Source organism: Corallococcus caeni, assembly GCF_036245865.1.
GTDB classification, from domain to species: domain Bacteria; phylum Myxococcota; class Myxococcia; order Myxococcales; family Myxococcaceae; genus Corallococcus; species Corallococcus caeni.
The window spans coordinates 51,114-65,578 of the sequence record NZ_BTTW01000008.1; the positions used below are offsets into that span (position 1 = coordinate 51,114).

General features: G+C 69.6%; 12 protein-coding genes. 4 read left to right on the forward strand and 8 right to left on the reverse strand.

Going from position 1 to position 14,465, the window contains the following annotated elements:
- Nucleotides 1-3 precede the first annotated feature (3 nt).
- A complete protein-coding gene (locus AABA78_RS29450) occupies nt 4-897 on the reverse strand; it encodes a cyclic nucleotide-binding domain-containing protein (protein WP_338268132.1) in 894 nt (297 codons plus the stop codon).
- Between the two features lie 215 nt (nt 898-1,112).
- Between AABA78_RS29450 and AABA78_RS29455 the strand changes: the two genes are divergently transcribed.
- Complete coding sequence (locus tag AABA78_RS29455; RefSeq protein WP_338268135.1) at nt 1,113-2,108, forward strand: hypothetical protein; 996 nt, start codon at nt 1,113-1,115, stop codon at nt 2,106-2,108.
- 13 nt (nt 2,109-2,121) lie between these two features.
- Here AABA78_RS29455 and AABA78_RS29460 read toward each other — a convergent pair whose 3' ends face one another.
- From AABA78_RS29460 to dacB, 6 genes are all read right to left on the reverse strand, one after another.
- Entirely contained in the window at nt 2,122-3,288 is a 1,167-nt protein-coding gene (locus tag AABA78_RS29460; protein WP_338268137.1) for a right-handed parallel beta-helix repeat-containing protein, read from the reverse strand.
- Between the two features lie 144 nt (nt 3,289-3,432).
- The gene (locus AABA78_RS29465) at nt 3,433-4,587 is read right to left on the reverse strand and encodes a right-handed parallel beta-helix repeat-containing protein (protein WP_338268139.1); all 1,155 of its coding nucleotides are present in this window, start codon (nt 4,585-4,587) and stop codon (nt 3,433-3,435) included.
- A gap of 138 nt (nt 4,588-4,725) precedes the next feature.
- Complete coding sequence (locus tag AABA78_RS29470) at nt 4,726-5,820, reverse strand: alanine racemase (protein WP_338268140.1); 1,095 nt, start codon at nt 5,818-5,820, stop codon at nt 4,726-4,728.
- Nucleotides 5,821-5,891: 71 nt separating this feature from the next.
- Nucleotides 5,892-6,323, reverse strand: coding sequence for a hypothetical protein (locus AABA78_RS29475; protein WP_338268142.1), 432 nt, complete (start codon nt 6,321-6,323; stop codon nt 5,892-5,894).
- Between the two features lie 88 nt (nt 6,324-6,411).
- Nucleotides 6,412-8,592, reverse strand: coding sequence for a prolyl oligopeptidase family serine peptidase (locus AABA78_RS29480; protein ID WP_338268143.1), 2,181 nt, complete (start codon nt 8,590-8,592; stop codon nt 6,412-6,414).
- Between the two features lie 37 nt (nt 8,593-8,629).
- Nucleotides 8,630-10,114 (reverse strand): D-alanyl-D-alanine carboxypeptidase/D-alanyl-D-alanine endopeptidase, encoded by a 1,485-nt coding sequence (dacB, locus tag AABA78_RS29485; protein WP_338268144.1) that lies wholly within the window; start codon nt 10,112-10,114, stop codon nt 8,630-8,632.
- Between the two features lie 190 nt (nt 10,115-10,304).
- Between dacB and rdgC the strand changes: the two genes are divergently transcribed.
- Nucleotides 10,305-10,955, forward strand: a complete 651-nt coding sequence (gene rdgC / locus AABA78_RS29490; RefSeq protein ID WP_171415665.1) for a recombination-associated protein RdgC — start codon at nt 10,305-10,307, stop codon at nt 10,953-10,955.
- The gene (locus AABA78_RS29495) at nt 10,942-11,631 is read left to right on the forward strand and encodes a hypothetical protein (protein WP_338268145.1); all 690 of its coding nucleotides are present in this window, start codon (nt 10,942-10,944) and stop codon (nt 11,629-11,631) included. The genes rdgC and AABA78_RS29495 overlap by 14 nt, the downstream gene beginning before the upstream one ends.
- 52 nt (nt 11,632-11,683) lie before the next feature.
- Here the strand turns inward: AABA78_RS29495 and AABA78_RS29500 are convergent, their stop codons facing one another.
- On the reverse strand, nt 11,684-11,905 hold the full coding sequence (locus AABA78_RS29500; RefSeq protein ID WP_338268147.1) for a hypothetical protein: 222 nt from the start codon (nt 11,903-11,905) through the stop codon (nt 11,684-11,686).
- A gap of 237 nt (nt 11,906-12,142) precedes the next feature.
- Here AABA78_RS29500 and AABA78_RS29505 point away from each other — a divergent pair, with 237 nt between their 5' ends.
- Entirely contained in the window at nt 12,143-14,422 is a 2,280-nt protein-coding gene (locus AABA78_RS29505; RefSeq protein WP_338268149.1) for a hypothetical protein, read from the forward strand.
- Nucleotides 14,423-14,465: the final 43 nt, after the last annotated feature.

The following is a 14,465-nucleotide window of genomic DNA, read 5'->3' on the forward strand; positions in this document are numbered from 1 at the left end:
GGACTACGTCGGCCCGCCCATGACTTCCATCGTGTGCTTGAGCCGCTCCAGGCCCAGCCGCACCAGGGCGCCGCGCAGGTCGGGCTGGCCCAGGAAGGCCTTCTTGAACACGTCGCGCTCCAGCTTGAGGAGCGTGCAGGGCGTCACGGTGCGCACGGTGGCGGTGGCCAGCCGGCTGCGCAAGAGGGAGATCTCCCCGAACAGGGCGCCTTCCTCCAGCGTGGGGTAGGGGGACTGGCGGCCGTCGCCGTGCGTGTGGAAGACCTCGCACTGGCCCCGGATGAGGACGTAGAGCGCGTCGCCCGGCTGGCCCCGGGTGAGCAGCGTCTCTCCGGCGGGGACGGTGCAGGGGACGAAGGCGTCACCCAGCTCGTGCTGCACCTCCGGGGGCAGGGCGGCGATGAGCGGGTTGCTGCGCAGCGCGTCCGCGAGCAGGCGCTCCCGGGCGGTGACCTGCATCTGCTCGCCCTTGACGCCGTAGTCCTTGCCCAGCTCCCGGACGCCGGCCTGGGTGAGCTCCAGCAGCACGGCGTCCTCCACCGTCACGATGGTGGCGGTGCGCTGCGTGCCGGTGAGCAGCGCCAGCTCGCCGAAGAACTCGCCGGCGCCCAGGCGGCCGACCTCCGTGTTGGCGCCGTTGTCGCCGCCGCGCAGCACCGCGACGCGGCCCTCCAGCACGACGAACATCGAATGGCCCGGGTCGCCCTCGCGCACGACGATCTGGCCCGCGGGCAGGTAGCGCGTGCAGACGGGCGGCGGCGCGGGGGCACCTTCCGCATCCGTCGGAGCGCCTGCCGCCGTGGGCGCGGCGGAGGTCGCGGGCGTCTGCACGGCGGAGGTGGCCGGGGCGGACGGGTGGGCGGACAGCAGGGCCTGCAGGCGCGCGAACAGGGACATGGTGGCCAAATGCTACCCGGGGCGCCCCGGCGGAAACTGTGAAGCGCTTCACAGGCAGCGCGGAGGTGGCCTGAAAGACAGCCAGGCAGGCGCTGGGCGCTCATTGAACAGGGATTGACCGCTGCTGTCACGTCTGTGTTTCGCCCTTCCTGACGCACGGCGACGGGCGCCGGGGATGGCGTGGGCGGACCGGGACGCCCTACAGTCCCTGGCCCATGGGAGACACGCTGGACGTCGTGGTGGACCTGGGAGACGTGGGGGAGACGCCCGCGGACGCCGTGCTGCTGAAGTACGCGCAGGGCTTCCACGGGGCGGACGGCGCGGTGTCGCGCCGGCTGGAGGCGGCGGGCGTGGCCATGGACGCCTTCGACCTGCTCCCCGGGGACCACCGCTTCATCGACACGCGAAGGAGCCTGGGGGCTCCGCTGGTGCTCTTCCTGGGCACGGTGCGCCTGCGGCAGTTCGGCTACCACGAGATCCGCCAGTTCTCCGTGCGCGCGCTCCAGCTCCTGGAGCCCCGGCACGAGGTGCGTCACCTCGCGTGCACCGTGCATGGCCCCAACTATGGGCTGGACGAGGACGAGGCCGTGCTGGCCCTGGTGGGCGGCTTCGTGGACGCGTTCCAGCGCGGCAGCGGGCCGCGCGACCTCACGCGCATCACGGTGGTGGAGCTGAACCCCAAGCGCGTGGAGCGGCTGCGCAAGGCCATCGCGCTGGGGCTCGGGCTCACGCCGGGCGTGGAGCCGCTGATGGGGGCCACGGGCTTCCGCGTGCGGCGGACGTCCCGCTTCGTCCAGGCGCCGCCCATGGCGAGCGCGGGCGCGAACTCCAACGAGAAGCCCCACGCCTTCGTGGCGATGCCCTTCGCGCCGGAGTTGGAGGACACCTACCACTACGGCATCCTGAACCCCGTGAAGGCGGCCGGCCTGCTGTGCGAGCGGGTGGACCAGGCCGTCTTCGACGGCCCCATCATCCAGCGCATCCGGGACCGCATCGACACGGCGAAGGTCGTCATCGCGGACCTGTCATTGGCGAACCCCAATGTCTATCTGGAGGTGGGCTATGCCTGGGGACGCGGCAAGCCCACCCTGATGCTGGTGCGCGACGTGAAGGAGCTGCGCTTCGATGTCTCTAGCTACCGGTGCCTCGTCTACCGGAACATCCGGCACCTGGAGGAGATGCTGACGCAGGAGCTGCAGCGCATCGTCTGAGATGGGCGAGGGGTCAGTAGGGGGCGCAGAGAATGCCCTCGCAGTTACCGGCGCCGTTGTTCCGCGCGACGTTGCCGCCCCCGTCGTAGGCGGTGGGCGCGTAGATGCCCCAGCCTGTGTTGCCCAGGGCCACGTTGCCAATCACCGTGGGCGTGTGGGGCGGCGGGACGCGGAGGCCGTCACCGTCGTTGTACAGGAACCGGTTGGCGCGAACGATGCCGGTCTGCGGAAGGGCCACGTAGGGAAGGTTGCTCAAGGTCAACCCTCCCGCGTTGTTCAAGAAGGTGTTGCCATGGACATAGACCGTGAAGGTGTAGACCTCAAGGCCGCTGCCATTGCCCACGAACAGGTTGTTGACCAGCTCCAGGCTCTGCGGCACCCAAACCGGCTCTGCCGTGGTCCCGAACGAGGTGTTGTTGGCGAGAAGGGAGTCCTCGAACCGCAAGTGACCGCAGAAGTCAGGTCTCCCACCGGTGTCAACCGCTCTGACCACAGCCTGGTTCCGCGTGAAGATGCTTGAACGGACGCGCAGACTGCCACTGAAGCAGTCGATGACGACATCGTTCGAGGTGAAGGTCGAATCGAGGATGTCGGCGATGTGGCCTTGCAGGAGGAAAACGTTGCCATTGTTCTCGAAATGGCTCGACCTCACGTCGAACAACCCATAGGACTGCTCGAAGTCATTGAAAAAAACGTAATTGCTGCCAATGAAACGGGAGTGGGTGACGAGGAAGTAAGTGCTGGTGAAGTCGTAGACTGCGACGCCGTTGTCCTCGAACTTGAGTTCGTGCAGCCGCAGATAGCTTGCGCCTTCGGTAAAGATGCTTATCGCGAAGCCGCGAATCGTGCCGTTGCGCACCATGCTGTCGCCGGAAACCACGATGCCGTATCCGCCCGGTTGGGACAGACCCGAGTCGCGCACGGTGTGGCCCCCCAGATCGAGGACGATGCCATCACCTTCGATGGTGAGCGCGGGCCCGTCCGTGCCCGAGCAGGACAGGTCATGCGTGAGCTTCGTGTGTTGGGTGATGACGTCGCCACACTGGACGTCGCATTCGACCGGCTTCGCTTGCTGGAACCGGGCGTCGAGTGGCTCCCTGTCTGCCGCGAGCGCCGGGGGCGCTCCCAGGGCCAGTCCCGCGATTGCCATTGTGACGAAGAAGCCCATTACCTTATGCATGCCGCCTCCAGCCGGAAGTCCTTCCGGCGATCGGCGCAATGCTAGACAAGGACGGGTGGCCGGGGTCCTGCCTGTCAGTGTCAGCAGGGCCGCCAGAAGCTGACGGCTCGGAGGCACGATGGGGCGGGACAAGCAGGCGAAGGATCAGTAGGGGGCGCAGGTGACGCCCTCACATTGGCCCGCGCCGTTGTTCCGCGCGACGTTGCCGCCCCCGTCGTAGGCGGTGGGCGCGTGGATGCCCCAGCCCGTGTTGCCCACGGCCACGTTGCCAATCACCGTGGGCGTGCTGGGCGGCAGGACGCGCAGGCCGTCACCGTCGTTGTGAAGGAACCGGTTGGCGCGAACGATGCCGGTGAGCCGCTGTCCAGCCACGATGGGAGAGTCGCTGAGGGTCAGTCCACCCGCGTTGTCCCAGAAGGTGTTGCCATGGATGTAGACCGTGCTGGCTTTGACTGCGAGTCCACCGTCGTTGCCCATGAGCAGGTTGTTGACCATCGCCAGGTTCGACACCACTTGCAATCCGAACGAGGTGTTGTTCGCGAGAAGGGAGTCCTCGAACCGAAGCGTATCGCAGAGGAATGGACCTTGGCCGGGGTCCGCAGCTGAGGCCACGGCCTGGTTCCGTGTGAAGACGCTCGAGCGGACGCGCGTGCTGCCATAGAAACAGTTGATGGCGACCTCGTTCGACGTGAAGGTCGAGTCGAGGACGTCGGCGGAGTGGCTGTTCAGGAAGATCGCCTGGCCATTGTTCTCGAAATGGCTCGACCTCACGTCGAGCGACCCCGAGGACACGTCGAACTCACTCAAGAATCCGAAGTCATTGCCAATGAAGCGTGAATGGGTGACGAGGAAGCGGTTGCCCGTGTAGTTGTAGACCGCGACGCCATTGTCCGCGAACGTGAGCTCGTGCAGCCGCAGATAGCCCGTGGCGACGGTCCGGACACCCTGACCGAAGCCGCGAATCGTGCCGTGGCGCACCATGCTCTCGCCGCTGACCACGACGCCCCTTGTGTTGAACCGCTCCGGGCCCGAGCGGCTCACGGTGTGGCCGCCGAGGTCGAGGACGATGCCGTCACCTTCGATGCGGAGCGCGGGCTCGTCCGTGCCCGGGCATGACAGGTCATGTGTGAGCTTCGTGTGCTGGGTGATGACGTCGCCACACTGAACGTCGCATTCGACAGGCTTCGCTTGCTGCAACCGGGCGTCGAGCGCCTCCCTGTCCGCCGCGAATGCCGCGGGTGCTCCCAGGAACAGTGCAGCGATGGCCGCCGTGACGGAAAAGCCCTCTGCTTTATGCATGCCGCCTCCCAGCCGGAAGTCCTTCCGGCAACCGGCGAAATGCTAGACACAACACCGTCAGCGGCATCCCCCATTGCCAGTGGCAGCGCACGGACCGCTAGATGACAGCCGGGCGGCACGCTGGGGCGGTACGGACTGTCACCAGCCGCGCGCCGTGACCTCCCACGCCGCCACGCCCTCGTCGCCGCGCACGACGTGCAGCCGGGGATGCTGGGGGACGGAAACACAGACATGGTTGGGCACCACGCGCACGCGCTCACCGATGCGCGGGCGCCACTCAGTGCCGGACACGTCCAGCAGGCCGTGCTCCTCCGACAGGTTCTTCACCACGACCTCCGGCCGGTCCAGCAGGGCGCCGTAGCCCGGCGCGAGCCCCTCCTCCTTCACCAGCGCCTTGGACCCCGCGTCGATGACCACCTGGCCGGGCACGGCCGTGCTCACCACCGTGGCCAGCACCGAATAGGCACACTCCGTCCAATCACAGGCGCCGATGACGGCCGCGTTGCGGTCGTTGAGCACGTTGAGACCGGGACGGATCTCCGTGAGGCCCTTCACGGTATGGGATCGCCAGAGCGTCGGGGTGGAGCCGCCGCTGACCACCTCCGGCGGCAGGCCCGCGTGGCTCAATGCGCCCACGAACGTCGCCAGCGCCGCTGCCTGGGCCTGCATCGCGGCGGACAGCTCCGCCTGGGGAACACGGATGTGGCCCGCGTAGAACGTCACCCCGCGAAAGGCCACTCCCGCCGTGGACGCCGCCGCGCGTGCCAGCGCCACCGTCTCCTCCGGCGTGCGCAGCCCCACGCGGCGCATGCCCAGGTCCACCTCCACGAGCACGCCCACGGTGCGCCCCGCCTCCCGGGCCGCGCGCGCCAGCCCCTCCAGCGCCTCATGGGAGTCGAGCGCCACGCTGAGCCGCACGCGCGAGGGCAGGGCCATCAACCGAGCCAGCTTGTGCGCGCCCACGGGCGGGTACGCGAGCAGCACGTCGTCGGACACGGACGCCATGACCTCGGCTTCCAGCACCGTGGCCACCGTGACGCCGGAAGCCCCCGCCGCGACCTGCATCGCGCCCAGCTCCGCCGTCTTGTGCGTCTTCGTATGGGGGCGCCAGCGCAGGCCGTGCTCGCGGGCGTAGGTCGCGACGCGCTGGACGTTCCGCTCGACGCGGTCCAGGTCCACGATGGCGGCCGGCGTGTCGAGCGTATCGAGGAAGGTCTGGGACATGCGGCGCATGCTGGCACCGCGCTCCTCGACCCGTCACCGGAATCCCGCCGGACGTGCGGCAGGCAACGCCATTCCCAGCGCTACCGCGGCGGCGTCGCTGGCTCGAAGCTCACCGTGGGCCGCTGCCAGCTCCAGCCGCCGGACTTCAGGGCCTCCGTCGCCTGCGCATCCAGCACGCGCAGCGCCGCGAGCACGTCCGCGGGAGGACGGGGCGCTCCCGGCGCGCTCTCCACCTCGAAGCGCGGGGGGATGGCCGCCGCATCCTGGCCGCCCATCACCACGCGGATGCGGCAGTTCTGCGGCGACAGCTCCGTCTCCCCGGACCAGGACACGTCCTGGACGAAGAGGTCCACCGTCCCCGTGGCCTTCTGCCCTTGCAGCCGCGTCACCACCGCGTCCAGTGAACCCTTCGCGCGCGCGTTCCGCTTCTTTCCAAGACGGGTGAGCGTCCACCAGGCCAGGCCGCCCGCGACCACGGGCGAAAGGATGAAGTAGGGGATGAGCGGGCTCATGGGGCGGCAGGCTGCCACGAAATCCGGAAGAAGAAACGCCCGTCTCCAAGCCCTGGGGCTCGGGAGACGGGCGTGAAGAGAAGCACGGCTACTGCGGCGCGGGCGCGGAGACCTTCTTCGTCGCGTTGGGCTTGTACGTCATGCCCAGCTCGTTGAAGACGAAGGAGTAGACGTCCACCTCCTCCTCGATGCGCGCGGACAGCGGCGTGCCCATGCCGTGGCCCGTCTCCGCGTTGGCGCGCAGCAGGATGGGCTTGGGGGACGCCGTCGCGGACTGCATCCGGGCCACCATCTTGCGCGAGTGGTACGGATCCACGCGCGGGTCATTGGCCCCGGACGTGAAGAGCACCGACGGGTACTTCGTCCCGTCCTTCACCTGGTGCACCGGCGAATAGCTGTACAGCGCCTTGAACTGCTCCGGGTCCTTCACCGAGCCGTACTCCGTCACGTTGAACTGGCCGTTGGGCGTCAGCTCCGTGCGCAGCATGTCGTAGATGCCCACGCGCGCCACCACCGCGCCGTACTGCTCCGGGTGCTGCGTCAGGGCCGCGCCCATCAGCAGGCCGCCGTTGCTGCCGCCCTGGATGGCCAGCTTCTTCGGCTGCGTGTACTTCTGGTCCACCAGCAGCTTCGCGCACGCGTAGAAGTCGTCGAACACGTTCTGCTTCTTCGTGAGCGAGCCGCCCTTGTGCCACTCCTCGCCGAACTCCGAGCCGCCGCGCAGGTTCGCCACCGCGAACACGCCGCCCTGCTCCAGCCACATGCCCGTCAGCGGGCTGTAGCCCGGGTTGATGGAGACGTTGAAGCCGCCGTAGCCGGTGAGCAGCGTGGGGTTGTTCCCGTTCAGCTTCGTGCCCTTCTTCTTCAGGATGGTGAGCGGCACCTTGGTGCCGTCCTTGGACGTGGCCTCCGTGCGCACCACCTCCACGTCGCTCATGTCGACGGGCGCCGTGCGCGCCAGCGCCGTCTTCGTGAGCTTGTTGTCCGCCGCCGAGTAGCGGAACCACGCGGCCGGCTGGGTGAAGCTGCCGTTGACGACGAGCAGGTCGTCCGCGCCCTGGCGGACCAGGCCTCCCACCGACGACACCGGCAGCGTGGGCACCAGCCCCTGCGCCTTGCCCGTCAGGTCCACCATGCGCAGCTGCGACGGACCGCCCAGCTGCTCCAGCAGGTACAGCCGGCTCTTCGTCGGCACCACGGCCTGCACCGTCGCCTCGCCCTCCGGCACGATGACGGCGGCCTTGTCCAGCGTGGGCGTGGCCAGGGGCAGCCGCAGCACCTTGCCCTTCGGCGCATCCTTGCGGCTGATCAGGTACGCCGCGCCGTCGCTGCCAAAGCGCGCGGACACCACCTTGTCCGCGTACTTCGCCACCTGCGTCCAGGTGCCCTTGGGACCGTGCAGGAACAGGTCGTACTCGCCGCCGTCGCCGTTGGCCACGCGCGCGAAGGTGTACTGGCCGTCGTCGCTGGACTCCAGCTCCGTCATCGCGATGCGCGGGAAGTCCTTGCCCAGCGCGTACGTGTCCTTCTCCGTGGGTGTGCCCAGCGCGTGGAAGTACACCTGCTGGTAGACGTTGCGGTCCTCGGGCGGGCGCTCCTCGCCCCGCGGATGGCGCGTGTAGAAGAAGCCCGTGCCCTGCGCGTTCCACGCGAGGCTGCCGCCCGCCGTTCCGCTGTTGACGCGCGGCACCAGCTCGTTGGGCATCGCCTTCGAGGAGGCCACGTCCCACACGGACACGTCACCGCTCTCCGTGCCCGCCTTGGACATGGAGACGGCGACCTTCTTGCCGTCGTGCGACAGCTGGAACCAGTCGATGGTCGTCTTGCCGGAGGTGTCCACGACCGTGGGGTCCACCAGCACGCGCTCCTTCGACGTGTCGTCCAGCGAGCCCACCACGATGAGCGTGGGCTGCTGCTTGGGCGGCTGGTACTTCAGCGCCAGCAGCGTGCCGCCCTGTTCGTCCAGGCCGCCGTAGCCGGGCGACTTCCAGGAGAGGATCTCCGTGATGCGCTGGCGCAGCGGCTCGCGGCCCGGGAGCTTGTCCAGGTACGCGCGCGTGTACGTGTTCTGCGAGTCGGTCCACTGCTGGACCTTGGGGTCGGTGGCGGACTCCATCCACTGGTACGGATCCGCCACGGTGGTGCCGTGGTAGGTCGTCTCCACGGGCCGCTTCTCCGCGGCGGCCGGCTTCGCGGGCGCCTTGCCGGCGGCCCCCGCCACCAGCGGCAACAGCAGCGCCGCGGTCGTCACTGCGATTCTGGACTTCATGGTTCACCTCGCATGCGGGTGGTCCCCTGCGGGACGCTCATCGCAGGGGCAGCTCCACCAGGGCGGTGGAGAAGGTGTCGAAGGTCTCGTTGGCGTTGGGCTTCGTGCCCTCGTCCATGTTGCCGAGCATCAGCGCGAAGACGACGCGCGGGTGCTCCGGGTCGTTGGGGCGCTCCGCCACGCCCACGAAGCACTTCTGGCCCGTGAGCGTGCCCGTCTTCGCGCGGATGCGGCCCGCGGTGGACTGCGTCGTCTTGCGGCCCGCCAGCGTCCCGTCCACGCCCAGCACCGGCAGGCTGTCCACCAGCGCGGCGCCGTAGGGCTCCTGCAGGCTGGTGAGCAGCACCCGCGCCATGCCCCGGGGCGTGGCCAGGTTGTAGCGGGACAGGCCGCTGCCATCCACCGGGCGCAGGTCCTTGGACGGGACGCCCCGGCGCGTCAGCTCCGCGACCAGGGCGGTGCGCAGCGCGGCGTAGCCTTCGTTGCCGGTGCGCTCGCGCGCGAAGCGCATGCCCAGCCGCTCCGCGTACAGGTTGAGGCTCTCCTTGTTCGTCGCGCGCACCAGCTCCGACAGGGGCGGGCTGATCAACTCCACCAGCGGCACCGGCACCGGCGGCATGGGCGGGGTGGGGGCCTCCAGCGACATGGGCAGCCGCGTCACGCCGTGGCGGGCCAGCGCGTCGTCCACGCACGCGGCGAAGAGGGCCTCCGGCGCGTCCACGGACAGCTTCACCGCGGCGGCCTGAGGACACGGCCCCCCTGAAGGCGAGCGCCACGTGCACCGCACTCCACCGCCCCCGCGCACGCAGGCCAGGTTCGCGCGCTCCGCGTTGACGTCCACGTTCACCACCGCGGACAGCGTGGCGAAGGTGGGGGTCCACTGGATGGAGGGCGCATCCGCGCAGGTGGCGCCGGGGGCGCGGGCGAGCGCCAGGTCCACCACGTTCTCGCGGAAGACGAAGGGCGTGGGTGCCGCGCTGTAGGCATACGCCGCGTCGTCCCAGGCCCAGCCGGGGCCCAGGCCGCCATCCACGCCGTCCGTGCCGGCGATGCGCACGTTGCCGCGCCACTGGTGGATGCCGCGCGCCTGGAAGGCCTCCGCGATGCGGTCACACGCGAGCGCCGTCTCCGGGAAGCGCCACGAGCCCAGCGACGGGTCCCCGGACGCCTGCGCCACCACGTCGCCCAGGAACAGGCCTCCCGTCTGCGAGCCCTCCAGGGACACCGGCGTCACGAAGCGGAAGTCCGCCCCCAGCGCGGACAGCACGGCGGAGGTGGACACCACCTTCATCGTGGACGCGGGCAACAGCCGCACGTTCTCCCGGTGCGTGAAGAGGGGCGCCCCGGTGCGAGCGTCCACCACATAGGCGCCCGTGATGGCGCCGTCCGCCTCCAGGGTCTCCAGCAGGGCGTTCGTCACCCCGGGCAGGGTGTTCCGCGGGGCGCCGTCCGGAGTGGCGGGCGCGTGGGTACAGGCGGACAGGAAGAGGGCAACGCTGGCGGGGAAGAGGGCGCGGCGCATGGCGGCGGCCACCGTATGTCGCGTGCCTGGGAGTGTCATGGTTTCCCGCCGGCGGGGTGGGGCGGAGGCGTGCACGGTTGGACGGAGCACGGGCAAACGGCTTCGCGCGCGGGCTATTCCCAGGCCTCTCCGTCCAGCCACACCGAGTGCCTTGACGCGGCGCCACGCGACCCCCATCCTGCCGCGCCCCATGCCTGTCCTACGTGGTGCCGTGACCTTTTCGCGCTTCCGGACCGAGCCGGCCAAGGATGCGCCGTCCGACGTCAAGCGCTGGCTGACCAAGGGACTCAAGTCCCATGCGTTCGAGCCCATCGACCGCCGCTCCGAGGAGGAGCGCGCCGCCGGTTTCGTGGAGCTGGAGAACCCGGAGTCCTCCGAGTTCGCCACCGGAAACCTCTTCTATGGCGAGTACGCCCTGTTCGGCTTCCGCATCGACACGCTGAAGGTGCCCGCGTCGATGATGAAGTCGGAGCTGGACAAGTGGTCTGCCGCCTTCGCCAGGGAGAACGGCCGCCCGCCCGCGCGCGCGGAGAAGAACAAGCAGCGCGCGGAGCTCAAGCAGCTCCTGCGTCAGCGCGCGGTGCCGCGCACCAGCGTGCTGGACGTGACGTGGAACCTGAAGACGCAGACGGTGCAGGTCTGGGCCGCGTCGCGCAAGACGGTGGATGAGATCTGCGTGGCGCTGGAAGGCGCCCTGGCGGTGAAGGTGATTGGCATCACGCCCGCGTCCATGGCGCAGCGCGCGGGCATCGACGAGAAGGCCCTGGGCCCCACGGCGGAGCTCATTGGAATGGACCTGCCGGCGACGGCTTCGGTGGAGGACACCCATGGCGAGGCGTGAGCAGGCGAGGGAAGAGGCGGCGTTCGCGCGGGGCGATGTCGGCGTGGACGGCGTCGCCACCGAGGAGGAGAAGGACGAAGCCGAGGTCGAAAAGGGCAAGGCGCGCGAACAGCTGCTGCGCGGCCGGGCCTACCTGGGCCGCGAGTTCATGACGTGGCTGCTGTGGCGCTCGGAGTCGGGCGACCCGCTGGTGGAGTTCGACGGCGCGGGTGTCGTCGTCCTCTTCCTGGGCAAGGTGGTGCTGCGCGGCGTGGCGGGCGACGTCACGGAGATGAGCGCCAAGGGCACGCTGGCGCCGTATTCGGAGAACGTGCGCCATTCACTGGACCGGGGCCTGCTGGTGTCCCAGGCGCGGCTGCGCATCTCCCACGGCGAGCGCGAATACGAAGTCACGCTCGATTCCGAGTTCCTGGACATCCGCGCCGCCAAGCTGCCCGCGCTGATGACGGAGGAAGAGGATGATCAGCTCAGCGAGCGGCTGGAGCTGACCGAGCAGCTCTCCGGACTGGTGGACGCGCTGGTGCAGGACTTCCTGCCCATGCGCGCCGGCCGCGCCTGGAGCAAGCAGGTGGTGCCCGCGATGAAGGCGTGGATGAAGGGCGAGGAGAAGGGGAGCGACGTGCTCTCCAAGGCCGCCCGCGCCCGGGGCCGCGACGCACGGGCCGCCCGGGGCTGACGGCTGGCAAAGAGCCTCCGGGTCCATGGACTCGGAGGCTCTTGAGTGCGCGCTACGGGTTGATGCAACGCCAGACGCCGCAGGAGCCTTCGCCGTTGCCGCAGTCATACTGGCTGTAGCAAGGCTTGCAGCTGGCCGAGCAGATCATCCGGACCGCCTGGTTGTCGCTCGTCTCCGACGCCGAGCCGGGAACCATGGCCAGGGCCGAGCCCGCCATGGCGCCGATGATCAGGGCAAGGCCGGGAAGGGACCGCTTCAGTCGCGACGGCTTCATGCTTCCTCCGGGGGGAATGGGGCCGGAGCATCCGGGCCCACACCGCGAGGGCATTCGAACAGACGCGCAGAGGCGATCCAAGTTCGACGCTGGTCCAGTCTGGCGCGCTGTCCGAACCGCAATGGAGCGGGCGGCCGTGCCAGTCCGGAGCAGTGCAAGACCGTCCCAGGGCGGTGGACAGAGGCACGGGGCTCGCAATGACTCGCGGCCAATCCCTCCCGCCCGAGCAGGTGTCCCGTGCCGTCCGCCCCCAGCACCGAAGCCATCCAGCGCATCTCCCTGAAGAACCGCGAGTACGCCTACATCGAGGACGCCAACCGCGGCGTTGTGCTGATGGAGGTGGGCCCGCGCGTGCTGACGCTGGAGGCGCACCTGACGCTCGTCGCGAAGGAGCGGATGGTGGAGGTGGGCGCCGGCAGCTGGTGCGTGGTGCGCAACCCCGTGGTGCGCGTGGACGGTCAGGTGGCGCTGGACGACTTCGGCCAGGCCCGCGTCGCGGTGGGCGACCGCGAGGTCCGCGTGGGCCCGAAGGTCTTCCCGCTGTACCCCGGCGAGGAGCTGGAGGGCGACATCGTCCCGGAGTACGTCCTGGGCGTGTCGGAGGCGCTGCGCCTGCGCGCGCTCACCGCCTTCATGGACACCAGCACCCCGGACGCGCCCCGCCGTCGCGAGGCCGGTGACGAGTGGCTGGTGCGCGGCCCCGGCCGCTACGTGCCCGGCGAGGCCGTCACCGTCGTGTCGCTGGAGAAGGCCCGCGTCCTCAAGGAGACCGAATACTGCGTCATCCTCAATCCCGTGGACCGCGCCACCGGCCGCGTCCAGGAGGGCCGCCGCAAGGTCGTCTCCGGTCCGGACGTCTTCTTCCTGGAGCCCGGCGAAGCGCTGGAAGGGGACGTGCGCCGCAAGCACGTCCTGTCGGAGCTCCAGGGGCTGAAGCTCCAGGCGCTGGATGACCTCTCCGAGAACGAGGGCGGCGAGCCCCGCGCACGCAAGGCCGGTGACACGTGGATCGTCCGCGGCCCGCGCACCTACGTGCCCAGCGAGAAGGTCCTCATCCACCGGGAGATTTCCGCGCTGTCGCTGGGGCAGGGGGAAGGCCTCTACGTGCGCGATTTGCGCTCGGGGAAGGTGTCGCTCGTCCAGGGGCCGTGCCAGTTCATGCCGGAGGCGCACCAGGAGCTGCATGAGAAGCGCCTGTCTCCGGACGCGGAGGCGCTGCTGGGCCTTGCTCCGCCGTTGCCACCTTCGGCGGACGCGAAGGACGCCCGCGCGCCGCGCCCTACGACCCAGGCGGAGAAGGGGGACCGCACGCGCGCCATCGTGCTGCGCATCGAGGACAACACGGCGGTTCTCATCAACGACTTCGAGACCAACCACGCGCGCGTGGAGTTCGGCCCCGCGAAGGTGATGCTGCGCCCGTACGAGGACGTCACCGTGCTGGACCTGTCCGGCAGTACGCCCAAGCGCCCGCGGCAGCTCAAGGTGCTGATGCTGCGGCTGGGGCCGGACTTCGCCACGGACCTGTTCGAGGTGGCCACGCGCGACCACGCGCGCCTGCGCATCAAGCTCTCCTACAAGTGGCAGTTCGACGTGCAGGGCGACCCGGAGAAGGACAAGGCCATCTTCCGGGTGAACGACTTCATCGGATACGTGTGTGAGAACCTCGCGTCGCGCATCCGCCAGGTCGCCGCGGAGAACGAGTTCGAGACCTTCCACAAGAACGCCAGCGTGCTCATCCGCCGCGCCATCTTCGGCATGGACGACGCGGGCCGCGCGCGCAAGGACCGCCTCTTCTCCGAGAACCAGCTGCGCATCATCGACATCGACATCAAGGACATCGCCCCCGTCGACGAGAAGACGGCCCTGAAGCTGCGCGAGGCCATCGACACCAACATCCAGATCCAGCTGGACGCCTCACGCCAGGAGGCCCAGGCCGCCGCGGAGCTCAAGCGCATCCGCAGCGAGGAGGAGAAGCAGCTCGCGGACATCGCCAGCCACCGCAAGTCGGAAGCCGAGCGCCAATCCCTCATCGAACTGCAGAACCGCAACCACCAGTTGGAGACGCTCAGCCGCGCCAAGGTGGAGGCGGAGGCGCAGCTGGAGCGGGCCCGCGTGGAGAGCGAGGAGGCCCTGGCCCGCGCCGAGTCCGACGCCCGCGCCTCCCGCATCCGCGCCGAGGCGGAGGCCGAGCGCGAACGGCTCACCACCCAGGTGACGCTGGAGCGCCAGCAGCGCCTCAACGACCTGGAGGTGGAGCGCCAGTCCCGGCTCGCGGAGGTGGAGGCCTCGCAGTTCCGCCAGCGCGTGGAGTCCCTGGGCGGCGGAGAGAACTTCGTGAAGGCCGTGGCCGCGCAGGCCCAGGCCGCCGTCGTCGGAGGCCTGGACAAGGTCGTCTTCCTCCCCAGCGGGTCCAACCTCAACCTCTTCGACGCCATGCAGGGGCTCCTGGGCCCCGGAGGCCAGCCGCGCCTGTCCGCCCACCACGCCCCGACACCGCCTGGAGACACTTCCACCTGAGGTCGACCAGGCGATGCCGCGCGTCGGCCGCGCTCACGGGCGC